The organism is Pseudomonas sp. A-RE-22 (assembly GCF_019956035.1).
GTDB classification, from domain to species: Bacteria; Pseudomonadota; Gammaproteobacteria; order Pseudomonadales; family Pseudomonadaceae; genus Aquipseudomonas; species Aquipseudomonas brassicacearum.
In genome coordinates, this window is sequence record NZ_JAHBCZ010000004.1 from 32,236 (window position 1) to 57,643 (window position 25,408).

Here is a 25,408-nt window from a genome sequence, read left to right on the forward strand (position 1 = left end):
GATATTTGCACCACCGTGGCCACTTACTCGCTCGTTATCCGACGCTTGATGATCGTTTCACTGACCATCGTCGTCAGTCGCGCCATTACCAGTCCATTGCTCACGCTATTTTTGAGCAACAAGTTGGGCCTCAACCAACAGGATGTCGGCTTGCTGCTCGGTATCGCAGTGTTCATCGCCACCCTGTTGGCGCTGTATGGCGGCTATGTCATCGATCGCCTGGAAAAGCGCCGACTGCTGATCCTGGCGATGCTCTCCAGTGCCATCGGTTTCATCCTGCTGACCTTTGCCGAAAACCTCTACCTGACCACCATGACCGTGGTGATCACCGAGACCGCGTCAGCGCTGTTCCTTATCGGTTCGAAAGCGATCCTCAGCGAAAACCTGCCCATGGGCCAGCGCGCCAAGGCATTTTCCCTGCGCTACACCCTGACCAACATCGGCTATGCCACCGGCCCCATGCTCGGCGTGGTGATTGCCGGTGTCTACCCGATAGCGCCGTTCCTGATCGCCGCTGGCATCGCGTTTTTCAGCATCTTCCTGATGACCGGCATCCCCAGGGATGCCGCGCCGCCAGCGGCCATTGGTCAACCGCCCAGTTTTCTCAAGACGCTCAAGACCCTGAAAAGCGACCGTACCCTGATCATGTTCACGTGCGGCTGCCTGCTCAGCACCGTGGTGCATGGACGCTTCACCCTCTACTTGTCGCAATACCTGCTGGTGACCCACGACTCCAAACACGCGCTGGACATCATGGCCGCCCTGCTCGCCTGCAACGCCATCACCGTAATTGTGCTGCAATACCAGATCGGCCGGTTCCTCGATCGCGAGAAGTTGCGCTACTGGATTGCCGCGGGCACCAGCCTGTTCATGCTTGGCCTGATCGGCTTCAGCCTGGCGGACGACATGGTGAGCTGGTGCGTGGCGATGTTCATTTTCACCCTCGGTGAAATGATCATTTACCCGGCCGAATTCCTTTTCGTCGATACCCTGGCCCCGGAAGAACTGCGCGGCAGCTACTACGGAGCTCAAAACCTGGCAGCGCTCGGCGGCGCCCTGAGCCCGGTGATCTGCGGATACCTGCTGATGCACACCCCGGCACCGACGATGTTCTATGCGTTGAGCGCGCTGACCGCGATTGGAGGCCTGCTGTGCTTCATGAGTGGTCGCCGGATGGCTATTGTGAAAAAGTAATGTCGTAAACCAGCACCTGTCAGGCTTCTATTACGACGCCTGAGCGCGCGGCGCGATGAAATTTATTGCAGAGCCGGATATGCTAAGGCGCCATCCCCCCGGTTGGCCTGGCTTGCAAGGAATGCGTCATGGAGTTCGTGGTTCATAGCTATTGCCTGAAAGGCGCACGCCAGGAGCCTTTGCTGCCCCCTGTCACCCTGACACCAAGCTCGTTGACCTTGACGGTCGCCGAGCTCATTCACCTGACCGTTGCCGAGCAGATCGCCGCGCTGTCGGTCCAGCACTGGCTGGAACACGTGTCGCTGCGTGAAGTGCTCGACCGCCAATACCTGAACGAGCGGGACGTTCTTCAGCAAGCCAGTGAAGGTGCGGTGGTCATGCCCCAAGCCAGCGCACCTCCAGACCTGGATGTCGGCGTTGAGGTCGAGCGAGCCCTGAAGGGTTTTGAGGCCCGTGCGTTCCGCGTCCTGCACAACGGCGTCATGCTGCAAAGTCTCGATGAGACAATCGAATTGAGCCCCCCTTCCACCCTCGCGTTTATCCGCCTGGTGCCGCTGATTGGCGGTTGATCCTCGTCACTCTCTTCCTCGGATACCCTCATGCAATCACGCCGTCCTGTGCCCGAACAAGCCACACGCCTCGCTGCGCTGCGAGCATTCTGTGATAGAGCGCTGGATGACTATCCCGAGCTCAGCCCATATGACCAATTCGAGCCCGATTTCTGGGACGGCATCGACTGCCTGCGCATAGCCGATGACTGGGTCAGGCAGCATCCCCAGGAGGGGCCCAAAGCGCTGGCTGATGGTTTTGTGTTCCCGACCGTTTGGGACGATCTGGAGGACCGCCGCGATCAACAGCGCTATGGCCTGCAGTATCGACTCTGCGATGCCTGGATCACGGCCCACCCGGATGCCTATTCACTGGAGCAGATCTGCGCGCGGCTGCAGCACATGCTGCAATTTGCCTTCGAGGACAGTGACTATCCATTGCCCACTGACGAAGATGGCCCGGCCTATTACCGAAGAAGCCCGGACCAGGCCTGGGCCTTGCCTGACGTCCCGGCGTGCATCAGTCGCCTGAGCAATTACCCGCCCACCCCGGCCTGGCAGACCTTCGCCGAATGGTTGCTGGACGGCAGCTGGAACCGCGAGCAGCCCCCTTCGGCGCCCGGTGACGAACAAAGGAAAATCGCCGACGCGTATATCTACGTGCACAAGGAAATCCAGCGCGTCGCGCTGGGCCTGCTGGAAGCGGGCCGCCTCGACTACCCTCGCTTCGTCCGGGCAGCCAATACCTGGGGCCGCGCCATGATGTTCTACGCCGACGACGCCGGGCTGGACAGCGATGATGTGGACCTGGATCGGTACGCCGAGGAAGCGTTCGACGAGAACGATTCAAACGACGAGGCCGCGGAAGACGAAGGCCTCGATGATGAGTCGTCCCAGAGCGGTGAGCCCCCCACTGAAGAAGCTGCTGCGGTGCCCCCTGAACTGGTGAACTTCACCGTTCGTTATGTCGAGGACGCCCTGGCTGGATTGCCCGCTAACGCCGAGAAGCTGGCTGACACCTTCCGTTCGGTCGAGGTGTATCAGACCCGCTGGTTGCTGCAGGCCCTGGCGGTCGTCGAACGACTGGGCATGACGCCGGATAACTTTCTCGACGGATCCGGCTACACGGCCGCGGTGCTCGAACGCTTCCTGTCGCTTCAGGCGTTGCCCAAGCACCCGTCGGCAGAGCTGCTCCCGGCGCTGACCGGTTTTTCCAGAAACAGCCTGCTGACTGCCCTGCCCTACGCCGGACAAGCCAGCCGTGTGGTGCTCGACGCGCTCGGTTGGAGTGATCTGCAAGCCTTCCAGCGTGAATACCTGAACATTGCCCTGGCACCTCAGTCCGGCTGGGGCACTGACCTGCCCAATACGCTGGATGAAACCGTGGGTGTGGTGGACCGCTACCTGCTGGACAAGGCACTGGCCGAAGCCGACCCCGACCACCTGCGCGAATACCTCGCGGCACTTGAACCCTCGCACTGGGCATTTCCCGAGACGCGTGTGCTGCTCGACGCCTACCAGGGCATCGGTCGACCGGCGCTGGAAAAGAAGTTGACCCGCCACGCACAGCCGGCCATGCGCATCTATGGCGTGCTGCCCGTCAAGGATGCGGACGACGTACGCCAACGCTATCTGACCCTCAAGAAACTGCACAAAGAGGTGCGCAAATACGGCGCTCAACGCCAGGCCAACTCCCACGCAGCGGTACAGGCAGGCCTGGAAAACCTGGCGCGTGTCGCCGGTTACCCCTCGGCGATTCGCCTGGAATGGGCCATGGAATCGCAGATCGCCGAATCCGCGCTGACGACCGCCACCATCGATGGCTATGACATCACGCTCGTCATCGACGGCTTGTCGCCCACCTTGCACATCTGCAAAGCCGGAAAGACACTCAAGACCGCGCCGCCTGCGGTGCGCAAAAACCCAGACTTCATCACCCTCAAAACGCAGCAGACCCAGCTCAAGGAACAGATCGCCCGCTTCTGCCGCACCCTGGAAACGATGATGAGCAGCGGCGAAATCCTGGCTCTGGACGACCTGAAGCCGCTGTTGAAAATGCCCGCGGTTCGCCTGCTGCTCGAACAGCTGATTGTGCAAGCCGACGACGCTGCGCTGGGCTGGCTCGATGCCGCAACGCTGACGGTGACTGACCTGGAAGGCCGCCAACACGTCGTTGAAAAGACTCTGCGTATCGCTCACCCTTTTCATCTGTTCACGGCCGGACAACTGTCGGCCTGGCAGAAAGAAGTGGTGACCCAGCGCCGCGTGCAGCCGTTCAAACAGGCCTTTCGCGAGCTGTACCTGTTAACACCTGCTGAGCGAGACACCGGCCTGTGGTCCAACCGATTTGCCGGCCACCGCCTCAAAGGCAAAGTCGCCGCCCGGTTGCTGCAGGTCCGCAACTGGTCGATCTCAAGCGTCGAGGACATCTACTACGAGAGCAAAGAGCACGGCATATACGCCATGTTCAACTTTCTGGATACCGGCCATTATCTCTCGGAAACAGAACACTTTACCTTCGACACGATTGCGTTCCACCGCGACCAAAAAGCCCTACCCCTTGAGCAAGTACCACCGCTGCTGTTCTCGGAAATCATGCGCGACGCCGACCTGCTGGTCTCCGTGGCCCACACCGCAGACGACTACAGCACCAGCCAAGAAACCCTGCAACGCCGCGCCGAACTGGTCGGTGAGTTGGTTCAAGGGCTAGGGCTGCGAAACGTTAAATGTGAAGGGCATTTTCTGCACATTACCGGCCAGCGTGCGAACTACCGCATTCATCTGGGCAGCGCGGCCATCCATATCGAACCTGGCAACTACCTGTGCATCGTGCCCGCAGGCAGCAGCTCCACGGAGTTCTACCTGCCGTTCGCCGACACCGACAGGAAAATGGCCGAGGTGTTGAGCAAGATGTTTCTGCTGCTGGACGACATGAACATCACCGACAACCTGATACTGGAGCAGATACAGCGCGGCGGCTGATGTTCAAAAATTCACCCGACTCAGCGCTTCGCTTTCGCCAGATCCGCAATCAGAAAATCCCTGAAGGCACAAACCGCTGCCGGTAGATTGCGGCCGGCCATGCTTTGCAGTTCGATGCGGCGTGCCTGCATGCCTTCGTCAAGGATCGGCACGCATTGCAGGACCCCGTCCGCCACCTGCTTTTGCAAGGTCATTTCGCTGGCCAGGCTGATAACGCCTTCTTCGCGCACGAAGCTATAGAGCGCGGCAACGTAGTTGGTGGTCAACACCGGGTCGAACAACAATCCCTGTACACCGCAACAGATGTCGAACAGTTGCCGTATCGTGGTGTCGGCCTTGGGTAACGCAATGGGCCAGGGTTGTAACTCGGCGAGGCTGACCGCTTCACGTCCGGCCAAGGGATGGGAATTGGCAACCACGGCAAAAATCGCCCCGCTCAGGACATGTTCGACCTTGATTTCCTTCTGCGGCGTCAGGCTGAAAGTCATCGCCAGATCGGCTTCGCCGGAACGCACCTTCTCGGTCGCTTCGGCAGGCGCACAGACCTCCAAGGTGAAATGAATGCCCTGATACTCACGCCTGAACGCGCTGATGCTCCTGGGCATGTATTCCAGTGCAAAGCCTTCCGAACAGGCAACATGCACATGGCCGCGCTGCAAGCCATGCAGTTCGGTAATCTCCAGCACCACCTGCTCAGCCTCAAGCTGCGACTTGCGCGCATAGGCCGCCAGTCGCGCCCCCGCCTCGCTGAGCACCATCCCTCGGGCACGACGCTCAAACAGGCTGGCATCCAGGGCCAACTCGAGCTTGGCAATCTGTCGGCTCACTGCTGACGCGGCGACATTCAAGCGCACGGAAGCATCGCTGATCGATCCGCATCGCGCGACTTCCAGAAAATAACGCAGTGCCGTGGACTGCACACCATACAGTTGCATCGGTGCCCCCATGGATTGCCTTTTCGGCAACGCAAGTATCGAAATATTATTCTTGTGGCATTGATAGCCTTTCCCTACATTCGTGTCCAGACCAAAAAAAACTACGCCTGAGCTTCTCCTCCTCGTTTACCGCATTTGCGATTCGCTGCCCTTTGATTCAACCACTCTCGCCAACGGAGACGACGGCATGGGCATCAAAGGTTTCGCCTGCAGTATTGCGCTGATGGGCCTCATCAGCAGTTTTCCGGCGCATGCCGGTAAAGCCAACGACACCCTGGTTTACGCTTCCGACAGCGAGCCTGAAAACATCAGCCCCTATCACAACGATCTACGCGAAGGTGTGATTCTCGGCCGGCTGATCTGGGACAACCTGATCTACCGCGATCCCAAAAGCGGCGAATACAAACCCATGTTGGCCACCCGCTGGACACAGGTCGACGACACCACCATCGACTTTGAGCTGCGCAAAGGCGTCAAATTTCACAACGGCGATGCCTTCACCGCCGACGACGTGGTGTTCACCCTCAACTACGTGGTGTCGCCCGAAGCGAAAGTCGTTACCGTGCAAAACGTAGACTGGATCAAGAGCGCCGAAAAAACCGGTGACTACAGCGTCCGCCTGCATTTGAAAAAACCTTTCCCTCCGGCACTGGAATACCTGTCCAACGCCGTCCCCATGTTCCCCAAGCAGTACTTCGAGAAGGTCGGCCTGGCTGAATTCAGCCGCAAGCCAGTGGGTACCGGGCCGTATAAAGCCGTGTCGGTGGTGGCTGGCGAAGGCGTGACCATGGAGATCAACAAGGACTACTTTCCAGACAGCCCACAAGGCAAGCCGCATATCGGCCACCTGAAGTTCCGGGTGATTCCGGATGCAGAAACCCGTCTGGCCGAGTTGATGACCGATGGTGTCGACTGGACGTGGCGTGTGACCCCGGATCAGGCAGTCGACCTTAAAGGTATGCCGAACCTGACCGTGACCAGCGGCGAAACCATGCGCATCGGCTTCCTGATTCTCGATGCTCGAGGCACCTCCACGGAAAACTCGCCGATGAAGCAGCTCAAGGTGCGTCAGGCCATCAACCATGCGATCAACCGCAACGCGCTGGCCACGCAACTGGTGGGGGGCGAAGCCAAGCCCTTGCAGGTGGCCTGTTATCCAGGCCAGTTCGGCTGCGATACCACCGCGGCCACGGTCTACAACTACGACCCGGCCAAGGCCAAGGCGTTGCTCGCCGAAGCCGGTTACCCCAATGGCTTCGAGACAGAAATCTTCGCTTATCGCGACCGGGATTACGTCGAAGCCATCATCGGCAACCTGCGGGCCGTGGGCATCAACGCCAAGCTGCGCTACTTGAAGTACGCCGCCCTGCGCGATCAGCAACGTGGCGGCAAGGTACCCATGTCGTTTCAGGCCTGGGGCTCGTTCTCGATCCTCGACACCTCGGCGTCGGCCGGCACCTGGTTCAAGGGCAATCCGGACGACAACATCAAGGATCCGCAAGTCCAGAGCTGGTTGCAGACCGCTGACAACGCCCTCGACCCGCAATTGCGCAAGGACAACTACCGCAAGGCGTTGCAGCGCATCAGCGAACAGGCGTACTGGGCGCCGCTGTTCAACTACTCGATGAACTACGCCTACACCTCCGAGCTGGCGTTCACGTCGTACCCGGATGAGCTGCCGCGTTTCGTTCAGTCCAGTTGGAAGTAATCCGCCACCGAGCGGATTGATCGAGAGGTGCCGTGGCTTGCGGACTGACCCGCGCCACGGACACGTCCCCATACCTGTCATCCATTGGATATGAGGAAACTTGCCATGCTTGGATTCCTTCTGCGCCGTCTGGGCATCGCCATTTGCGTTGCCATTACCGTATCGGTGATCAGCTTTTCCCTTTTGCACCTGTCCGGCGACCTGGCCACGGCCATCGGCGGACCGGAAGCCACCAGCGAGCAGATCGAACAGATCCGCGTGCAGTACGGTTTGGACAAACCGCTACCGACCCAGTACTTCAACTGGCTGGGCGATTTGTTGCGGCTGGACCTGGGCAACTCGTTTTTCTTTCAGGAGTCGGTCTACAACCTCGTCGCCAGCCGCTTGCCGATCACCCTCGGGTTAGGCGCCATGGCGCTGGCTATCGCCTTGCTGGTAGCGATTCCACTGGGCGTGCTGGCCGCAGTCAAACGCGACACCTGGGTTGACCGACTGGCCTTGAGCATCGCGGTGCTGGGTCAGGCAATGCCCAGTTTCTGGTTTGCGCTGATGCTGATCGTAGTGTTCGCGGTGACGCTCAAGTGGCTGCCGGTATCCGGCAACTCGACCCTGCTGCACTTCGTCATGCCGGCCATTGCCCTGGGCTATTACGCGACTCCGGCAATCATGCGCCTGACCCGTGCAGGCATGCTTGATGTGCTCAGTTCCGATTACATCCGCACCGCCCGCGCCAAGGGCCTGCGCCCTGCCCGCGTGTTGTTCAAGCATGCACTGCGCAACGCCTTGATTCCGGTCGTCGCCCTGGCGGCGGTGGAGTTTGGCTTCATGCTCGGTGGTTCGGTGGTGATCGAAACCGTGTTCTCCCTGCAAGGCATCGGACAACTCGCCTGGGACGCCATCGCCCGTGATGACTTTCCAGTCGTACAGGCCGTGGTCCTGCTCATCGCAGTGATCTACATCATCCTCACCTTGCTGGCCGATGTGCTCAACGCACTGCTCGACCCGCGCATTCGCGTGCGCTAGGAGGCTTACATGAGCACCCCCACTACCCTCGCGATCAATGACTACCTGCCACCCCCCAGCAGCCTGAGCCGCGTACTTGGCAAGAGCTTTCGTCATCGTGGTTTCGCCATCGGCACGGTGTTGTTGCTGATGATCTTCACGGGGGCGCTCTTCGCGCCGTGGCTGGCACCTTATGACCCTTATGCGCAAGACGTGATGCTGCGTATGAAACCGCCGGTATGGATGGCCAACGGCACCTGGGAATACCTCCTGGGAACCGACAAGCTGGGCCGTGATTACCTGTCACGACTGCTCTACGGCGCACGTATCTCATTGTTCATCGGCATTGCGGCGGCGCTTATCTCCGGCTTTATCGGCACCGTCATGGGGCTGTTGGCGGGTTACTACGGCGGCAAGGTCGATGCATTCATCAGCTACCTGATCACCACCCGGCTGGCGATGCCGGTCGTGATGGTCGCGCTGGCCTCGGCCTCGCTGATGGGCGGCTCGCTGAAAGTGGTGATTGTGCTGCTCGGCTGCCTGCTCTGGGATCGCTTCGCGGTGGTGGTCAGGGCTTCGGTGCAACAGATTCGCGATGCGGAATACGTGGCCTCGGTCCAGGCGCTGGGCTGCTCGACCCTGCGCATTCTGGCCAGTGAAATCCTGCCCAATCTGGTCGGCGCGCTGATCGTCGTCGCGACGCTGGAAATGGCCCACGCAATCCTGCTGGAGTCGGCACTGTCATTCCTCGGGGTGGGTGTGCAGCCGCCGACGCCGTCCTGGGGCTTGATGATCGCCGAAGGCAAACCCTACATGTTCTTTTCCCCGTGGGTCATCGCCATTCCCGGCGTCGCCCTGATGATTCTGGTGCTGGGCATCAACCTGGTCGGCGATGGCCTGCGCGATCTGATCCTGCCCGACGGTCGTAACTGATAGACAGCCGTAGCTGATAGACGCCGTAACTGATAGAGGGTACCGAACATGGCACTACTCCATGTAGAAAACCTGCGCGTGGATATCCCCATGGGCAACAGCCCGACGCCGGATGACACGCTGCATGCAGTGCGCGGTCTGAGCTTTGAAGTCGAGCGCGGTGAAATGCTGTGCATCGTCGGCGAATCAGGCTGCGGTAAATCCTTGACGTCGCTGGCGCTGATGGACCTGTTGCCACGCAAGGCCAAACGTACCGCGTCCCGGCTGACGCTGGACGGTATCGACATGATCGGCCAGAGCGAACGGCACATGTGCGACCTGCGCGGCAATCGCCTGGCGATGATCTTCCAGGAACCGATGACTTCGCTGAACCCGGCCTACAGCATTGGCGATCAACTCAGCGAAGTGCTGACCCGGCATCGCAAGGTGTCGCGCAAGGATGCTCTGGTTCGCGCCGGGCAGATGCTGGAGAAAGTCGGTATCAGCAATGCCACCGAGCGCTTGCGGCAGTATCCGCATCAACTGTCTGGCGGTTTGCGCCAACGGGTGATCATCGCCATGGCGTTGATGTGCGAACCGGACCTGATCATCGCCGATGAGCCCACCACTGCACTGGACGTGACCATTCAAGCGCAGATCCTGCGCCTGATTCGCGACATTCAGAAAGAACTCGGCCTGGCGGTGATCTTCATCACCCACGATCTTGGGCTGGTGGCACGGATCGCCGATCGGGTCGCCGTGATGTATGCCGGGGAGATCGTCGAAACCGCCCCTGCCCTGCAACTGTTCGAGAACCCGCAGCATCCGTACACCCGTGGTCTGCTGGCCAGTATTCCAATCCCTGGCCAGACCAGGCCGGGTGAGGCGCTGGGTTCGATTCCAGGCCTGGTGCCGAGCCTGATAGGCGAACAGCAAGGGTGTGCGTTTCGCAATCGTTGTGCTCAGGCGATACCGACCTGCGCGCAGAACATCCCCGAAGTCGAACAGGACGGACACATGGCGCGCTGCCTGTTCGCCGCACCGGCGCCAGCACCGATTCGCCTTCAGGAGCGTGCACGGTCATGAAAAAAGACATCGTTTTGGAGCTGTGTGACATCCGCCGCGAGTTTCGGATCAACCAGGGCTTTTTCAAACCCGCCGCCACCCTGAAAGCCGTCGATGGCGTTTCCCTGCGTCTGATGCGGGGCGAGACTCTCGGTCTGGTAGGTGAGTCCGGTTGCGGAAAAAGTACCCTGGCAAAGCTGCTGCTCGGTCTGCTGCCGCCTACCAGCGGCGATGTGCTGGTCAACGGCAAACACCTGGCGGCGACTGATCGCAAGGCAATGTCCCGGCACATTCAGCCGATATTCCAGGACCCGTATTCCTCGCTGAACCCACGCAAGACACTGCGCGAGATCATTACCCTGCCGCTGATCGTGCATGACATCGGCAGCCCCGCCGAGCGGCGCAAGAAGACCGAAGCGATGCTTGATGTGGTCGGTCTGCCCAAGCGGGTGATCGACAGCTACCCAAGCCAGCTGTCCGGCGGACAACGCCAGCGAGTCGCGATAGCACGGGCGCTGATCATGCGCCCCGATGTGCTGATCTGCGACGAGCCCACCTCAGCACTGGATGTGTCGGTGCAGGCGCAGATTCTCAACCTGCTGCAAGACCTCAAGCGCGAATTCGGCCTGACCTATCTGCTGATCAGCCACAACCTCGCGGTCATCGAACACCTCGCCGACCGGGTCGCGGTGATGTACCTGGGGCGCATCGTCGAAGAGCGTACGCGCGAATCGTTGTTTGCTGAACCCGGCCACCCCTATACCCGCGCCTTGCTGGATTCGGTGCTCACGCCCGATCCGCACCTGGGCATTCCCGATATCGGCCTGCACGGCACCTTTCCCAATCCGATGTCACCGCCGTCCGGTTGCGCTTTCCACCCGCGCTGCCCGAGCTGCTTCGCACCGTGCAAAACGGCCTACCCGGCCAATGATTCCATTATCGGGGGCAACGTGCGTTGCCACCTTCACGACAATCCTGCCCAAACACTGGAGCTTGTCCACTCATGAGTCGTTCATTGGCCATCAGCAACACCACAGAGCAATTCGACAACGGCGCCTTTTTCAATCTGCTCGAACGTAGCGTCGCCTTGCCCACCGAAAGCCAGGCAACGGACAGCCAGCCCGAGTTGTATCGCTACCTCAATGACTTCATCACCCCCCACGTCAAGGCGATGGGCTTCAGCGTCAATATCTATGACAACCCGGTGGCAGAGCGTGGGCCCTTCATGATCGCCACCCGCATCGAGCATCCAGAACTGCCGACCGTACTCAGCTACGGCCACGGTGATGTGGTGCGCGGCTATGAGGCGCAATGGCGTGAAGGCCTGTCACCGTGGCAAGTCACGGTCGAAGGCGATCGCTGGTATGGCCGCGGCACGGCGGACAACAAAGGCCAGCACCTGATCAACCTGACCGCGCTGGAGCAAACGCTCAAGGCTCGCGACGGCAAGCTGGGTTTTAACGTCAAACTGCTGTTGGAAATGGGCGAAGAAGAAGGCTCGCCGGGCTTGAATGCGTTCTGTGCCGCCCACAGCGAAGAGCTCGCGGCGGATGTTTTCATCGCCTCGGACGGCCCGCGCCTGGCGGCATCACGACCGACGATTTTTCTCGGCTCGCGTGGGGTGTTCAACTTCGAGCTGGTGGTCAACTTGCGCGAAGGCGCTCATCACTCTGGCAACTGGGGCGGCTTGCTGGCCAACCCTGGCATCATTCTGGCCAATGCCATCGCAAGCATGATCGATGAACAGGGCCGGGTGAAGGTGGCAGGCCTGCAGCCCGAGACACTGCCGGAGCCGGTTCGCCAAGCGCTGGCCGATATTGACGTGGGTGGCGGGCCGGGCGATCCGGACATCGACGCCAACTGGGGTAACCCGCAGCTCTCGCTGAGCGAAAAAGTATTCGGCTGGAACACCCTCGACGTCATCGCCTTCAAGACCGGCAACCCGGACGCCCCGGTGCATGCGATCCCAGGTAAAGCCAATGCCCACTGCCATATCCGCTTCGTGGTGAACAGCGACTACACGACTTTCATCCCGGCTGTTCGCGCCCACCTGGATGCTCATGGCTTCAGCAATGTCGAAGTCAAGCAGAGCCGCATCGATGTGATGCATGCCACTCGGCTGGACCCGCAAAGCCCGTGGGTCAATTGGGCACTCAGCTCCTTGACACAGACCACCGGCAAAAAACCTGCGCTGCTGCCAAACCTTGGGGGCTCGCTGCCCAACGACGTGTTCGCCGACGTGCTCGGCCTGCCAACATTGTGGGTGCCGCACTCGTACCCGGCCTGCTCGCAACATGCGCCGAACGAGCACTTACTGGCGCCGGTGGTCAAGGAAAGCCTGCAAATCATGGCCGGTCTGTTCTGGGACCTTGGCAACGACGCAGCACGCCTGACTCAGGAACATCAGTTGCGGGAGCAGGCGCAATGAGTGCCACGCCACAACAGGCGCTGGACTGGCTTGCCGACCAGCGCCACGCCATGGAAGCGCTGCTGCAGCGTATCGTCGACACCGACTCCAACAGCTATGACAAGGCGGGCGTCGACGCGGTAGGCGCGCTGCTCGCGGCGGAACTGGAAGCCGACGGCATCCTGCTCAAGCGCATGCCAGTCGATGGTTTTGGCGACGTGATGCTCGCCGAAGTGCCAGGCGCCTCTGGAAAGCCGGTGCTGCTGCTGGGCCATCGCGACACGGTGTTCCCCAAAGGCACCACCTCGACTCGCGGCTACAGCCGCGACGCCAACCTCGCCTATGGTCCCGGCGTCGCCGACATGAAAGGCGGCCTGGTGCTCAATTGCTTCGCGCTCAAGGCTCTCAAACGCGCCGGTGAGTTGCCCTATCCGGTGCAGGTCCTGTACACCGGGGACGAAGAAATCGGCTCCGGCAGCGCCAGAACCCATATCGAAAAAACCGCCCGTGGCGCGCGTGCCGTGCTCAATACCGAACCCGGCCGGGCCAGCGGCAACGTGGTCAGCGCACGCAAAGGCGGCGCCACGCTGATCATCGAAGTCAGCGGCCGCGCGGCGCATGCCGGGGTCAACCATGCCGACGGAGCCAGTGCCATCGAAGCCCTCGCACGCAAGATCGTCAAGCTGCATGCCTTGACCGATTATTCAGCAGGCATCACGACCAATGTTGGCCTGATATCCGGTGGCACGTCCAGCAACACCGTCGCGCCTAGCGCCTCCGCCAGGCTGGACGTGCGCTTCATCGAACTCGAGCACTGGGATCAGATCTTTACCGCGATCCTGGGCATCGTCGCGGAAGAAGAGCTGATCGGCACCCGCGCCATCCTCAAGGAAGCGACGACCTTTCTGCCGATGGAAGCCTGTCACAGCGAACGGCTGCTGCACATCTACCAACAAAAGGCCCTGGCGCTGGGTTTCAGTGTGGAGGGCGAGTTCACCGGTGGTTGTGCTGACTCCGGATTCACTGCCAGCCTGGGCATTCCGACGCTGTGTGGTCTCGGGCCGGTGGGTGGCAAGGTTCATACCGAGCGTGAGTACCTGGAACTGGATACGCTGGTGCCTCGGGCTCTGGCGTTGGTGGCGACTATTCTGGCTGTTGGCTAGGGTAGTTGAGGCTTTTTTTGGGGGGGGAATCTATTCGCGTTTTTCTGGACGGGGGGTGTGTATATCCGTTTTTTTGGTAACGGCGGCTTAGGGTTCCGCTCTTACAGCGGGTCACTTTCGAAAAGCGCGAAAGTAACCAAAGCGCTCATGCCCCACCACTTGGCACCTCGCTTTGGCTCGGTGTGCCCTCACTCCGGCATTGCTCCGTGGGCCCGCCGCGAAGGGCCATCCATGGCCCAGCGCGGCTATCCCGGCATCCATGCCGGGATGCCCACTGCGCAATGCCTGCGTTCGGCCAGCGTGGTTTAACGGGGCACCCAGATCAAGATCTAAAGCAAGAGCAAGAGCGGGGTACATTTCGGCACCGATGTGGCTGAACCTCCGCTATCGCGAGCAAGCTCGCTCCCACATTGGATCTTTGGCAGACACAAAATCCATGTGCACCGCAAAACCTGTGGGAGCGAGCTTGCTCGCGATGAGGCCAGCACATCCAACATCACCGCAAACTGACACACCGCCTTCGCGGGCAAGCCCGCTCCCACAGAAGAAACGCGGTCCTATCAAGAACCAGATCGGCTACCAGGCCGCCTCGCGGTGGACGTTGATCTCGGGCGCCCCGTTAACCACGCTGGCTGAACGAAGGTATTGCGCAGTGGGCAACCCGGCATGGATGCCGGGTTAGCCGCGCTGGGCCATGGATGGCCCTTCGCGGCGGGCCCACGGAGCAATGCCTTCGTTCAGGCACACCGAGCCTAGGCGAGGTGCCGAGTGGTGGGGCAAAAGCGTTTTGCTTACTTTTGACTGGGCCGGCTCCCGGGCTTTTCAAAAGTGAGGCGCTGTAAAAGCGGAACCATAAGCGGCCGTTACCGCAACAACGGATATACCCCCCTCTTGAAATCAAGCTTCCCAGGGGGCCACCGCATCGACATCAATGGCGTACCGCTCAATGGCCTCGGCACACACACTGGCATCGAGGCGCCCCATGTGCATCAGTGCAGTCAGCGCACTCAAGACAATCTGGTGGCGGTCCACTTCGAAGAACCTGCGCAACTGGTCGCGGGTATCACTACGGCCAAACCCATCGGTCCCGAGTACCGTGTAACGGGCATCGAGATAACTGGCGATCAACTGCGGCAAGGCGCGAACATAGTCAGTGCAGGCAATGATCGGCGTCGAGTCATTGAGCGACGCCTGGACATGACTGCAGCGCGAAGGCTGTCCAGGATGCAGTCGGTTCCAGCGTTCCACTTCACGGGCATCACGTGCCAGCTCGGTGAAGCTGGTAACGCTCCAGACCTGACTGTCGATGCCCCAATCGCTGGCCAGCAACTCGGCGGCGGCAATCACTTCGCGCAGGATGGCGCCGGAACCCAACAACTGAACACTTCCACGCGCATCCTCGACTTCATGCCGGGCGAACCGATACATGCCCTTGATAATCGCCTGTTCGACACCATCGGGAAGGCTGGGCTGCGGGTAGTTCTCGTTCATCAATGTGACGTAATAAAACTCGTCCACCTGACGCTCCAGCATCTGGCGCATGCCATGGTCCAGGATCACCGCGAACTCGCCGGCAAATGCCGGATCGTAAGCACGGCAGTTGGGGACCATCGCCGCCATCAGATGACTGTTGCCGTCCTGGTGCTGCAGACCTTCGCCACCCAATGTCGTGCGGCCTGCGGTGGCCCCGAGCAGAAAGCCGCGGGCCCGTTGATCCGCCGCCGCCCAGATCAGGTCGCCGATGCGCTGGAAGCCGAACATCGAGTAGTAGATGTAGAACGGCAGCATCGGCAAGCCATGCACCGAATAGCTGGTCGCCGCTGCAACCCAGGAGCTGATTGCCCCGGCCTCGCTGATGCCCTCTTCGAGAATCTGGCCGTCCAGCGCTTCTCGATAGCTCAGGATCGAACCGATGTCTTCCGGCTCATATCGCTGCCCCACGCTGGAGTAAATGCCGATCTGCTTGAACAGGCTGGCCATGCCGAACGTACGCGCTTCATCCGCCACGATCGGCACGATGCGCGGACCCAGCTGTTTGTCCCGCAGCAAACCACTGAGCATTCGAACGAACGCCATGGTGGTGGACATTTCCTTGCCTTCGGCAGCAACAGCAAATGCGCCATAGCTGCTGACGTCAGGCACCGCCAATGATTCGGCAGTCGAAGGACGCGATGGCATGTAGCCGCCCAATGCACGGCGGCGCTCATGCAGATAGCGCATTTCAGCACTGTCTTCATCGGGTTTGAAGAAGCTCAACGAGGCGGCCTGTTCATCGGTCAACGGCAGGTTGAAGCGATTGCGGAACGCGATCAGCGCCTCCCTGTCGAGCTTCTTCTGCTGGTGCACGGTCATCTTGCCCTGCCCGGCATCGCCCATGCCGAAGCCCTTCTTGGTCTGCGCCAGAATCACGGTAGGTTTCTTGCCTTCGAGCAGCGCGCGTTGATAGGCGGCGAAGATCTTCACCATGTCGTGACCGCCACGTTTCAGGCGGTCGATCTGTTCATCGGTCAGGCCTTGTGCCAGCTGCGCCAATGCCTCGTTCTGGCCAAAGAAATGATCACGGTTAAAGCGCCCGTCTTTTGCCGCGAACGTCTGGAACTGGCCATCGACGGTGCTCGATAGCGCCTTGACCAGCGCGCCATCCGCATCGCGCGCAAACAAGCCGTCCCAGTCAGCGCCCCAAACCAGTTTGATGACGTTCCAGCCTGCACCACCAAACAGCGCCTCCAACTCGTCGATGATGCGACCATTGCCACGCACCGGCCCGTCCAGCCGTTGCAGGTTGCAATTGACCACCCAGACCAGATTATCCAGTCCTTCCCGCGCGGCCAGCGTCAGTGCCGACATGCTTTCCGGCTCATCCATTTCCCCGTCGCCAAACACGCCCCAGACGGTTCGCCCGGAGGTGTCTTGCAGGCCTCGATGCTCCAGGTAACGCATGAAGCGCGCCTGGTAGATCGAGCTGATCGGACCAATGCCCATGGAACCGGTCGGAAACTGCCAGAAGTCCGGCATCAACCAAGGATGCGGGTAACTCGACAGACCCCGGACACCCTTGGCGCGCGCGCTGATCTCTTGCCGATAATGCAGCAGATCCTGTTCTTCCAGACGTCCCTCGAGGAACGCCCGGGCATAGACCCCTGGCGCCGAGTGCGGTTGATAGAACACCAGATCGCCACCGCTGCTTTCGGTTCGCGCTTTGAAAAAATGGTTGAAGCCCACTTCGAACAAATCCGCCGCGCTGGCATAACTGGCAATATGGCCGCCCAATTCGCCGTAGGCGTAGTTGGCCCTGGCAACCATGGCCAACGCATTCCAGCGCATGATCGAGGCCAGTCGTTCTTCGATGGCCAGGTCCCCTGGAAATACCGGCTGGCACTCAACGCTGATGGTATTGATGTATGGCGTGCCATGGCTGGGCCGCCAACCGATATCCGAGGCGCTTGCCACAGCCACCAGCATGTCGAGAATCTGTTTGGCCTGTGCCGTGCCGCTATGGGCGATAACCGACAGCAAGGCGTCCCGCCATTCAGCAACTTCTTGAGCATCTTCGGTGGTCTGGCCCGGCCATTGGGCACGAATATCGGACAGGTTCATGGGCATCTCCTGCAAATGTCGGGCAACGCTTCCAGGTGGCGCGAATAGCTCAATCGGGCGAGTTTCTTGACTTGCTCTACCGCGTCAATGACGGAGCGCTCGGCCCAGCTGTCTTGCCCTATCTGGTAGATGCACGGGTTGCCAATGGAAAGATTGTTCAACAGATACTCTTCAAGTTCACCGCAAACGAGAAAGCTGTAATCACACCCTGCTACGTGTACTTCAACGCACCTGTCAGCCCCTGTATCCGAAGCTTCAAGCTGTGCAAGCGCGATATTGTCAAAACAGCTGAACCCATGATGCATCAGGTCAATATGATCACTGTCAATTGCGGACACGATGACAACGATGCGGGTACAGCTCGAAGGTTCACGCATCCACTTCATGGTTTTGGAACGACAGTCGGCAGGTCGGCTCATGAGTGCGGCCTTTCCATTGGGGTCATAAATTCAGGCGTATGTGGCGATGACTTTCGCTAAATGAAACAACGCTCTTGCAACCCGCTTTTCACCAGTGTCCGGGTCACCGATAAAATCTCTTCCACCTGTTTATCGATCGCTGCATGGGAGGCTGCGTCTTCCAGTTTGAGGACACGCAGTGGGTGACCGCAGACTGATCCCAGCCAGGTGAGACGGGGTATCGGGCTGACTTCGACATCCAGTAAAAAGCAGCCTTTGGATACGCCGCGCAGCAGTTGGCTGGCCCGGCAAGTGGTCGCCGGCGCCGTATCTATCGGGTTGGACCCAAACTGCAACCAGTCGAGCATGAACGCCCTGGATTGCTGGACCACCAGATAAGCAACCTGGTCCCAGTCGTCGATCGCCATGTGCAACTTGTCAATCATGTACTTGGGCAAAGCGGCGCTGGTCACGATGACAACTCCGGTATCCGCCAACGGTTCTTTCACCCAGATTGCAGACTGCGATATCGTATGCATGGTGGTACTCCCAGCGTGATTCCTGAGCCTGGCTGACACAATCCCCTGTGGGAGCGAGCTTGCTCGCGATAGCGTTGGTTCAGTGCCTACGGAGGTAACTGACAAATCGCTATCGCGAGCAAGCTCGCTCCACAGGCAACTCCAAGCAGTTCTACGCTTAGCCGTTACGAAACAGGAAGCTGTAGGCGTTCAGCGCCGGCGCCCCACCCAAGTGTGCGTAAAGCACTTTGGAACCTTCGGGGAATTCACCACGACGGACCATTTCAATCATGCCGTGCATCGATTTACCTTCATACACCGGGTCTGTCAGCACGCCTTCAAGGCTGCCGCACAGTCGGATGGCTTCCAATGTGCCTTCGTTGGGCAAGCCATATTCCGGGTAGGCAAAACGCGTATCGAGCACCACGTCCTCTTCCGTAATCTCGCGCCCCAACTCCACCAACTCAGCGGTGTGTCGGGCGATGCGCAGGATCTGTGCCTTGGTCTGTTCCGGCTTGGCCGAAGCATCGATACCAATCACATTCTTCGAACGACCGTCAGCCGCGAAACCGACAACCATGCCCGCCTGCGTACTGCCGGTCACCGAGCAGACCACGATGTAGTCAAACTTGAAGCCCAGTTCCTTTTCCTGCTGCCGCACCTCTTCGGCAAAGCCGACGAAACCGAGGCCGCCATAGGGATGCTCGGAACAACCCGCCGGAATCGGAAACGGTTTGCCTCCCTGCTCCACGACATCGCTCATGGCCTTTTCCCAACTTGGCCGAATGCCAATATCGAAGCCAGCAGCGTCAAGCCGCACATCAGCGCCCATGATCCGCGACATCTCGATGTTGCCTACGCGGTCATACACCGCGTCGGAATAGTTCACCCAGTTTTCCTGCACCAACACGCACTTCATGCCCAAGTGGGCAGCGACGGCAGCGACCTGGCGGGTCTGGTTCGACTGGATGCCGCCGATGGAAACCAGCGTATCGCAGCCTTGCTCGATCGCTTCGGGAATGAGGTATTCGAGCTTGCGCGTCTTGTTCCCACCAAAGGCCAGGCCACTGTTGCAGTCTTCACGTTTGGCATACAGCTCGACCTTGCCCCCCAGATGTTGACTGAGGCGCTTCAAGGGCGTGATGGGAGAAGGACCGAAGGTCAATGGATAACGTTCAAAACGATTCAGGTTCATGACTCTGCTCCTTGATATTGGATATCCAAGCGCCAGACCGAAAGGGAAAAGGCCGCATTCCAGGCTCTTTCAGGAGGCGCTTCGATGAGTTCAATATTAAGAAGAATCCGGAAAATATGTGTTGCAAGTTTCCATCACATAAAGAAACATAACTTTCAGAACAGCACACAAAACATACTTTCATTGCGTAGAAATCTATATGAAAGCAACAAATGTTCGCAAGAAGCCAGACACCTCAGACCCAGTGCCGCATCCACTGGATCGAACCGACCGCGCCATTCTCAAGACCCTGCAACGAGATGCCTCCATCTCCAACGTGGCTCTGGCGGAGAAGGTGAAATTGAGTGCCCCTGCTTGCCTCAGGCGCGTCGAACGGCTCAAGCAGGTCGGCCTGATCAAGGACATTGTCGCGCTGCTGGACAATGAAGCGCTGGATGCGGGGATGGTGGTCTTGATCGGCGTAGTGCTGGATCGCTCCACACCGGAATCCTTCGCCGCATTCGAGGCGGCCGCACAAAAGGTGTCCGGCTGCATGGAGTGCCATGTGGTGACGGGGGAGTTCGACTACTTCATGTTGCTGCGCACCAAGGACAGCAACAGTTTCAACCGGCTCCACGCGGAGCAATTGCTTTACCTGCCCGGGGTTCGCCAGATTCGCTCGTTCATGGGCTTGCGCCAGGTCTTGTCGACAACCCACATCCCTCTTTGAGGCTCCGGTCAGCCCGCCATATCATCGACCCGTAGAATGTGCCGGTTCGGCGTTCACCGCTTACTCAGCGGCGCATCAAGGGGAATATCGAGGATAAAGGTAGCGCCCTGCCCACCCCCCTCGCTGTGCACGGTCAAGCTGCCACCCATTTCCTGCGCAGCGAGCGCGCAACTGTGCAGGCCAAAACCGTGACCGTCTTTGCGCGTCGTGAAACCATGGGAAAAGATGCGCGCCAGGTGCTCAGGCGCAATCCCATTGCCGTTGTCGGCCACCGTGATACGCAATACTGCCCCGTCAGCGAGGGACGCGCTGAACGTGACGCATCGGCTGCGATCGATCACGCCGTCCAGCGCCTGCTTGGCGTTGTTGATCAGGTTCACCAGAATCAGCAGCATCCGGTGCCGGTCCAGGGGCAGCAGGGGCAAGTCGGCAATGTCCTTGACCACCGTCACTTCCTGGCGCGCCAGTAATCCAGCACTCATGCGCAAGGCATCGTCGATTAACTCTGCGACCGGCACTGTCTCGACGATACTGACGGCGACGGCATAGGACTGCTGGGCAGCGACAATGGTCTTGATGTGGTCAATGCCCTTGGTGAGTTGCCCGAGTTCTTCGATGATGCCCTGTTGCTCTTGCGCCACCACTTTCGCCAGCTTGAGCAGGTAATCAGGCAGCATCTTTCCCTTGTGGTCTTTGGTGAGGAAGTCGCTCAGGTCATGGACGTGTTCGTTCATCATTTTCGCCACCTTGCCCAGCCCCTGGGCCTTGGATGTGCGCATCTGGCTGCTGACCAGTTCTGCCGATACGTTCACGCTGTTGAGGACGTTGCCGACGTTGTGCAACACGGTCGTGGCGATTTCGGCCATGCCCGCCTGACGGGACTTTGCATTCAATTCGGTTTGCACCTGGCTCATGCGTAGCACCGCCCGTATGCGAGCCTTGAGCTCCAGCGGCGAGAAGGGTTTGGCGATATAGTCATCGGCGCCACTCTCCAGCCCGGAGACGCAGGCCTCGCTACCGCCGCGGGCGGTCACCAGGATCACGGGCAAATGGGCAAAACCGGGGCTGGCCTTGATTCTGGCAGTCAGGCCGAAGCCATCGAGCTTCGGCATCATCACATCCGAGACGACGACATCGATGGGGTGAAGCTGCAGGAGTGCCCAGGCCTGCTCTCCATCAGTTGCGGTGGCGACGCTGTAGTCGTCGCGCAACAGTTCGCTGAGATAGCCAAGCATTTCCGGGCTGTCGTCGACTACCAGAACTTTGGATCGCAAGGCGTGTTCCGGGTGCTGCTCGTCCGCTTCTTCCATCGGCGCCCGGTCATTGCGAATGCCAAGGCGAACGTCGTCGAAACGCAGGTGGCGCTGCTCGGTTGTGCTTGCCGTGCTCGGTGATGATCGCTCGAACATGTTGCTGACTTCGGTCGGTACAGTGTTTTGCTCGGCCCCCAGCGGAAGTCGAACAAAGAAACACGAGCCCTGTCCGGGCTCGCTGTTGACGCCGACTTCGCCCCCCATCAGTTCGACCAGATCCTTGACCAGGGCGAGACCGATGCCGGTGCCGCTGTAGTGGCGTGTGGCGGAATTGTCGATCTGGGAAAAACGCTGGAACAGCAACGGCAGTTTGTCAGGCGCAATGCCAATCCCCGAGTCTTGCACTGCAAATTCGAATCGCTCGCCATCAAGCGCAGTCACCGTCAGGTGCACGGTGCCGCCAGCGGGCGTGAACTTGATGGCATTGCTCACCAGGTTGAGGAGAATCTTCTCGAAGTGCCGGGGGTCCAGGAACACCGTGCCGAGCGCGGGATCGATGCTGCAGGTCAAGGTGCAGCCTTTACTCTCGGCCACCATGGCGGCATCCTCGGCCAGCACACCCACCGTCTTGTTCAAGTCGACTGGCATCGGACACAACTCGAACTTGCCCGCTTCGGCCTTGGAGAAATCGAGGATGTCGTTCACCCGGTTCATCAAGCGCAGCGCGTTGCGTTGGGCGCGGTCGACTTGCACATGCCAGTCCGCCGGTGGGGTCGTCGCCGCCGAGAGCTGTTCCAGGGGAGCGAGAATGAGGGTCAGGGGGGTGCGCAGTTCGTGGCTGACCGTGGCCACGAAATCGCTCTTTGCCTGGTTAGCCGTCTCGGCCTGGTTGCGCGCCTGAATGAGTTCGATGGCCTGCGCCTCGAGCACCTCGGTCTGGTGGTGCAGCGCGTCGGTCCGCTCGGCGACCATTCTCTCCAAAGAGGCCTGGACTTGCTGTCGTTCGGCTTCGGCCTCGGCCTCCAGCACCTGGATGCGCAGGGCATTCTCCTGGAACACCCGCACGGCGCGGGTCATGATTCCAATCTCGTCGCCGCGTTCGGCGCTGGCGATCTTTGCGTTCAGGTCGCCGGCCGCAAGCCGGCGCATCACCGAGGCCAGGGCCACGATGGGCTGGGCGATGAATCGCGACGTGCTCCAGGCGATAGCGCCGGCCAGCAGGATGGCGACGGTACCCGCAATGATCGTCGCAAGCATGCCGCGATCATTGTGGATCAAGGCATCGGAGCGCGCCTGGCCTGCGAAGCGTGCCACCAACAGGCCGGCGCTTCGTGCCTCGTTGCGAACCTGGTCGCGCGCGCCGCTCAAGGCGTTGCTCGCCTGATCAAACCGGGCGAATGCCGCCCTGTAGCCGGCAATCTGATCGCTGACAGTCAGCGGGGTAGCCTTGGCTTGCAACCCCACGGACGAAGGGAGGACCCGCGCGAGACGGGAGAGCTCGTCCAGAATCTCGCCGACCGAACCGGCGACCTCGGCCGACGGTGACAGGCGAAACGACAAGGTCTGCGCCTCCAGGGTGGCAACACGCTCGGCGAAACGCTTGGACAACGCGGCTGCGTTGTGCAACAAGCCGGTTGCTGCCTGAATGTCATTTTCGTCACGGGAAACATGCTCGTCCACTTCACCCAGCATGACATCGAGGCGCTCGACCAGATCCTCGACGGCGGCCAGATGCCGCAAAGCCTCGTCTCCCCGGAGCTTGGGCGTCTCGCCAAGGTGCTCGACCGCCAGGCTGACAGCAGCGACCGCCGTCGCCAACTGGTCCAACGTCTCTCGCTCCTGCGGCGCCTCCATCAACTCGCGCAATTGCTCGACCACCGGCGGGAGCGCCGCGCAGGCGTTGCGCGCCGCAGTGACGGCCGCCCCATCACCGGACACCAGCATCTTGGCCACATTGACGATGATGATCCGTTCGCCGTCGCGCAGGATATCCAGAATGCGGTGAGCACTTTCGATGCCGCTCACCCGCGCCTCGTGCTCAGCGGCGCGGGCATCAATCCCCTTCAGCCCATCGGCGATGCCCTGTTCGACGAGAATCGTCGCCTCTCGCATCCGCCCGTAGTGGGCTGTCATGTTCTCCGTTTCGCCATCCATGGTCAGGGTCGCCGCCCGCAAGGCGGCGATTGCCGCGGCGAGCCTTTCCAGGCTGCCCTTGAGCGATTGCGCCTCTGTCACCGGAATGGCGGAGAGGCCGGCGATAGCCGTCGCCACCATGCCTTCGGCCTGGGACAGGCTTTCCTGGTCGCGAGTGGCGATGAAGTTTTCCACCCGCCCGGTGGCTCCGTTGACCGAGGCCAGAATTTCCGCGGAATGGCTGGCGGAATCCACCGCACGAACCATGCCTCGCAGGCCATAGAGGTTCACGAGCGACACCACCAGCATCAGGAACACCAGCGCGGCGACCGCCAGGCCAATCCTGATGGCAATGGGCCTGTCCGTGGAGGATTTGAATGTCAACATGGCGCCTCGCCTCCTCGCTCCAAGCCTGCCACTACGGCTTCGTCGCCTCCGGCAAAGGCGTCGGCGGCGCCGTATTGCTGATGGCCGCGTCGATCATCGCCGCAACGGAAGCCTGGCTGTAGGAAGGATTGGCAGCGCCGCCCACCGGCATCGTGGCGAGCCAGGTGTCCAGGTCTTTCGCATCGATGCGTACCAGCGGCACCTCGACGAACTTCGGCACCTGCTTGCCCGCCAGAATCTGCTGGGCCACCCAGAAACCCACCTGGGAGACGCTTGGGGAAGCGGAGACAGAGACGGTCTCGTAGCCATTGGCATCGCGCTCCTGTTTCCACAGGGCGAGTTCGTCCTGACGGTTCCCCATCACGATGATTGGCAAAGGGCGTCCCGCTGCCTTGAACGCCATGGCTGCGCCATAACCGTCACCGCCCTGAGTCGCGACGGCATCAATACTGGGCAGCGACGGCAGCGCCAGCGCCACCTCCTTGCGTGCGACAGAAGCCGTCCAGTTCCCGTATACCGTCTTGGCGAACTTCAGGCCCGGATAGTCGCCAGCGGCCTTGCGAATGCCGTCGCTGATGTTTTTATCGGTGGCATCGCCGGCAATGCCGCGAATCTCCAGCAGCGTTCCGTTCCCCTTGAGGCGCCCGGCGATATAGTCCATTTCCACGCGGCCCATGGCGGACCAGTTGTAGTCGACGGTATAGACGCAGGGTTCGGTGACCAGGCTGGCCATGACGACCACCACGATGCCGGCGTTGCAGGCATCGCGGATCACCCCGTTGAGGGCCGTGTCGGACGCGGCCAGGATGACGATGGCGTTGGCGCCCTTGACGATCATGTCCTGGATATGGGCCGCTTGTTCCGATGCCGAGTTATTGGCGCTGACCACCGGAGCCTCGCGGATCAAGCCATCCTTTTGCGCCTGGGCCGCAATCTCCTGCCAGTTGCGCACCATCACCTTGCGAAAATCGCTGCCCGCGTAGGAGTTGCTGAAGGCAATGCTATAGCTTGCGGTAGAGCCGCCGACGATGCCGCCGTCGGCAGCTTGGGCCGGATCGACAGCAACCAGCACCAGCCCGGTCACGCAGCCGGCGAAGCGCCAGAAGATTTTGTGGGCGTTCGAAATACGCCGATGGACACGTGTTACCAGACTGCGCATTCGACCATTCAGATAATAGAACCGGGCATGAAGAATCAGACACATACAGACTCCTTTCCTTGGTGGGCGACACGTGAAACCAGCACATTGCCTGCAGTGGCAATGAGCATAGTCTCAACGTGCCCGCTTCGCGCGGCCATGGA

Annotated in this window: 19 protein-coding genes and 2 pseudogenes; 12 read left to right on the plus strand and 9 right to left on the minus strand. The window is 60.4% G+C overall.

Translation table 11 applies throughout. The annotated features are described in order from the left end of the window. The first annotated feature begins 15 nt into the window (after window positions 1–15). The 3 genes from KGA89_RS02490 to KGA89_RS02500 all read left to right on the plus strand — a co-directional run bounded on the left by KGA89_RS02490 (window position 16) and on the right by KGA89_RS02500 (window position 4,724). The gene (locus tag KGA89_RS02490; protein ID WP_223470449.1) at window positions 16–1,194 is read left to right on the plus strand and encodes an MFS transporter; all 1,179 of its coding nucleotides are present in this window, start codon (window positions 16–18) and stop codon (window positions 1,192–1,194) included. A gap of 128 nt (window positions 1,195–1,322) precedes the next feature. Beyond that, the gene (locus KGA89_RS02495) at window positions 1,323–1,763 is read left to right on the plus strand and encodes a hypothetical protein (RefSeq protein ID WP_223470451.1); all 441 of its coding nucleotides are present in this window, start codon (window positions 1,323–1,325) and stop codon (window positions 1,761–1,763) included. Window positions 1,764–1,793: 30 nt separating this feature from the next. Then, window positions 1,794–4,724 carry a DUF4132 domain-containing protein gene (locus KGA89_RS02500; RefSeq protein ID WP_223470453.1) on the plus strand — a complete coding sequence of 977 codons (2,931 nt, stop codon included), beginning with the start codon at window positions 1,794–1,796 and terminating at the stop codon, window positions 4,722–4,724. A 20-nt stretch (window positions 4,725–4,744) separates the two neighbouring features. Here the strand turns inward: KGA89_RS02500 and KGA89_RS02505 are convergent, their stop codons facing one another. Further along, the gene (locus KGA89_RS02505) at window positions 4,745–5,659 is read right to left on the minus strand and encodes a LysR substrate-binding domain-containing protein (RefSeq protein ID WP_028236576.1); all 915 of its coding nucleotides are present in this window, start codon (window positions 5,657–5,659) and stop codon (window positions 4,745–4,747) included. A gap of 187 nt (window positions 5,660–5,846) precedes the next feature. Between KGA89_RS02505 and KGA89_RS02510 the strand changes: the two genes are divergently transcribed. From KGA89_RS02510 to KGA89_RS02545, 8 genes are all read left to right on the plus strand, one after another. Beyond that, a complete protein-coding gene (locus KGA89_RS02510; protein ID WP_039011547.1) occupies window positions 5,847–7,367 on the plus strand; it encodes an ABC transporter substrate-binding protein in 1,521 nt (506 codons plus the stop codon). Window positions 7,368–7,472: 105 nt separating this feature from the next. After that, a complete protein-coding gene (locus KGA89_RS02515; protein WP_223470455.1) occupies window positions 7,473–8,390 on the plus strand; it encodes an ABC transporter permease in 918 nt (305 codons plus the stop codon). Window positions 8,391–8,399: 9 nt separating this feature from the next. After that, complete coding sequence (locus tag KGA89_RS02520) at window positions 8,400–9,302, plus strand: ABC transporter permease (RefSeq protein WP_223470457.1); 903 nt, start codon at window positions 8,400–8,402, stop codon at window positions 9,300–9,302. A gap of 48 nt (window positions 9,303–9,350) precedes the next feature. Further along, window positions 9,351–10,367, plus strand: coding sequence for an ABC transporter ATP-binding protein (locus KGA89_RS02525; RefSeq protein ID WP_223470459.1), 1,017 nt, complete (start codon window positions 9,351–9,353; stop codon window positions 10,365–10,367). After that, window positions 10,364–11,353 carry an ABC transporter ATP-binding protein gene (locus tag KGA89_RS02530; RefSeq protein WP_057447900.1) on the plus strand — a complete coding sequence of 330 codons (990 nt, stop codon included), beginning with the start codon at window positions 10,364–10,366 and terminating at the stop codon, window positions 11,351–11,353. Before KGA89_RS02525 ends, KGA89_RS02530 begins: the two co-directional genes overlap by 4 nt. Continuing rightward, window positions 11,350–12,774 (plus strand): M20 family metallopeptidase, encoded by a 1,425-nt coding sequence (locus tag KGA89_RS02535; protein ID WP_013692947.1) that lies wholly within the window; start codon window positions 11,350–11,352, stop codon window positions 12,772–12,774. The genes KGA89_RS02530 and KGA89_RS02535 overlap by 4 nt, the downstream gene beginning before the upstream one ends. Further along, window positions 12,771–13,916 (plus strand): M20 family metallopeptidase, encoded by a 1,146-nt coding sequence (locus KGA89_RS02540; protein WP_223470460.1) that lies wholly within the window; start codon window positions 12,771–12,773, stop codon window positions 13,914–13,916. The genes KGA89_RS02535 and KGA89_RS02540 overlap by 4 nt, the downstream gene beginning before the upstream one ends. A gap of 147 nt (window positions 13,917–14,063) precedes the next feature. Then, the gene (locus KGA89_RS02545; RefSeq protein WP_157803399.1) at window positions 14,064–14,225 is read left to right on the plus strand and encodes a nucleoid-structuring protein H-NS; all 162 of its coding nucleotides are present in this window, start codon (window positions 14,064–14,066) and stop codon (window positions 14,223–14,225) included. A 588-nt stretch (window positions 14,226–14,813) separates the two neighbouring features. Here the strand turns inward: KGA89_RS02545 and mdeB are convergent. From mdeB to KGA89_RS02565, 4 genes are all read right to left on the minus strand, one after another. Beyond that, the gene (gene mdeB, locus KGA89_RS02550; RefSeq protein WP_223470462.1) at window positions 14,814–17,513 is read right to left on the minus strand and encodes an alpha-ketoglutarate dehydrogenase; all 2,700 of its coding nucleotides are present in this window, start codon (window positions 17,511–17,513) and stop codon (window positions 14,814–14,816) included. After that, window positions 17,510–17,932 carry a hypothetical protein gene (locus KGA89_RS02555; RefSeq protein ID WP_223470463.1) on the minus strand — a complete coding sequence of 141 codons (423 nt, stop codon included), beginning with the start codon at window positions 17,930–17,932 and terminating at the stop codon, window positions 17,510–17,512. The genes mdeB and KGA89_RS02555 overlap by 4 nt, the downstream gene beginning before the upstream one ends. Before the next feature lie 56 nt (window positions 17,933–17,988). Continuing rightward, on the minus strand, window positions 17,989–18,450 hold the full coding sequence (locus KGA89_RS02560; protein WP_223470465.1) for a transketolase: 462 nt from the start codon (window positions 18,448–18,450) through the stop codon (window positions 17,989–17,991). Window positions 18,451–18,607: 157 nt separating this feature from the next. Beyond that, a complete protein-coding gene (locus KGA89_RS02565) occupies window positions 18,608–19,624 on the minus strand; it encodes a 1-aminocyclopropane-1-carboxylate deaminase (RefSeq protein WP_003200489.1) in 1,017 nt (338 codons plus the stop codon). 199 nt (window positions 19,625–19,823) lie between these two features. Here KGA89_RS02565 and KGA89_RS02570 point away from each other — a divergent pair, with 199 nt between their 5' ends. Continuing rightward, window positions 19,824–20,333 carry an Lrp/AsnC family transcriptional regulator gene (locus tag KGA89_RS02570; protein ID WP_038858455.1) on the plus strand — a complete coding sequence of 170 codons (510 nt, stop codon included), beginning with the start codon at window positions 19,824–19,826 and terminating at the stop codon, window positions 20,331–20,333. 53 nt (window positions 20,334–20,386) lie between these two features. On the opposite strand, the gene KGA89_RS30630 is transcribed toward KGA89_RS02570, so the two are convergent. The 4 genes and pseudogenes from KGA89_RS30630 to KGA89_RS02580 form a co-directional block, all read right to left on the minus strand. Further along, window positions 20,387–21,247: a sensor histidine kinase gene (locus KGA89_RS30630; RefSeq protein ID WP_375538863.1), complete on the minus strand. Its 861-nt coding sequence runs from the start codon at window positions 21,245–21,247 to the stop codon at window positions 20,387–20,389. Continuing rightward, window positions 21,248–21,742 (minus strand): annotated as a pseudogene (locus KGA89_RS30635) (response regulator transcription factor); the annotation flags it as partial. Window positions 21,743–21,793: 51 nt separating this feature from the next. Then, window positions 21,794–24,106 (minus strand): annotated as a pseudogene (locus KGA89_RS30640) (ATP-binding protein); the annotation flags it as partial. Between the two features lie 31 nt (window positions 24,107–24,137). Beyond that, entirely contained in the window at window positions 24,138–25,310 is a 1,173-nt protein-coding gene (locus KGA89_RS02580) for an ABC transporter substrate-binding protein (protein ID WP_223470467.1), read from the minus strand. Window positions 25,311–25,408: the final 98 nt, after the last annotated feature.

Excerpts from the sequence above, each read along its gene's own strand:
- KGA89_RS02495 (WP_223470451.1), top strand. The coding sequence starts at position 1,323 with ATGGAGTTCGTGGTTCATAGCTATTGCCTGAAAGGCGCACGCCAGGAG.
- KGA89_RS02500 (WP_223470453.1), top strand. The coding sequence starts at position 1,794 with ATGCAATCACGCCGTCCTGTGCCCGAACAAGCCACACGCCTCGCTGCG.
- KGA89_RS02505 (WP_028236576.1), bottom strand. The coding sequence starts at position 5,659 with ATGCAACTGTATGGTGTGCAGTCCACGGCACTGCGTTATTTTCTGGAA.
- KGA89_RS02510 (WP_039011547.1), top strand. The coding sequence starts at position 5,847 with ATGGGCATCAAAGGTTTCGCCTGCAGTATTGCGCTGATGGGCCTCATC.
- KGA89_RS02515 (WP_223470455.1), top strand. The coding sequence starts at position 7,473 with ATGCTTGGATTCCTTCTGCGCCGTCTGGGCATCGCCATTTGCGTTGCC.
- KGA89_RS02520 (WP_223470457.1), top strand. The coding sequence starts at position 8,400 with ATGAGCACCCCCACTACCCTCGCGATCAATGACTACCTGCCACCCCCC.
- KGA89_RS02525 (WP_223470459.1), top strand. The coding sequence starts at position 9,351 with ATGGCACTACTCCATGTAGAAAACCTGCGCGTGGATATCCCCATGGGC.
- KGA89_RS02530 (WP_057447900.1), top strand. The coding sequence starts at position 10,364 with ATGAAAAAAGACATCGTTTTGGAGCTGTGTGACATCCGCCGCGAGTTT.
- KGA89_RS02535 (WP_013692947.1), top strand. The coding sequence starts at position 11,350 with ATGAGTCGTTCATTGGCCATCAGCAACACCACAGAGCAATTCGACAAC.
- KGA89_RS02540 (WP_223470460.1), top strand. The coding sequence starts at position 12,771 with ATGAGTGCCACGCCACAACAGGCGCTGGACTGGCTTGCCGACCAGCGC.
- KGA89_RS02545 (WP_157803399.1), top strand. The coding sequence starts at position 14,064 with ATGCCCCACCACTTGGCACCTCGCTTTGGCTCGGTGTGCCCTCACTCC.
- mdeB (WP_223470462.1), bottom strand. The coding sequence starts at position 17,513 with ATGAACCTGTCCGATATTCGTGCCCAATGGCCGGGCCAGACCACCGAA.
- KGA89_RS02555 (WP_223470463.1), bottom strand. The coding sequence starts at position 17,932 with ATGAGCCGACCTGCCGACTGTCGTTCCAAAACCATGAAGTGGATGCGT.
- KGA89_RS02560 (WP_223470465.1), bottom strand. The coding sequence starts at position 18,450 with ATGCATACGATATCGCAGTCTGCAATCTGGGTGAAAGAACCGTTGGCG.
- KGA89_RS02565 (WP_003200489.1), bottom strand. The coding sequence starts at position 19,624 with ATGAACCTGAATCGTTTTGAACGTTATCCATTGACCTTCGGTCCTTCT.
- KGA89_RS02570 (WP_038858455.1), top strand. The coding sequence starts at position 19,824 with ATGAAAGCAACAAATGTTCGCAAGAAGCCAGACACCTCAGACCCAGTG.
- KGA89_RS30630 (WP_375538863.1), bottom strand. The coding sequence starts at position 21,247 with ATGAGCCAGGTGCAAACCGAATTGAATGCAAAGTCCCGTCAGGCGGGC.
- KGA89_RS02580 (WP_223470467.1), bottom strand. The coding sequence starts at position 25,310 with ATGTGTCTGATTCTTCATGCCCGGTTCTATTATCTGAATGGTCGAATG.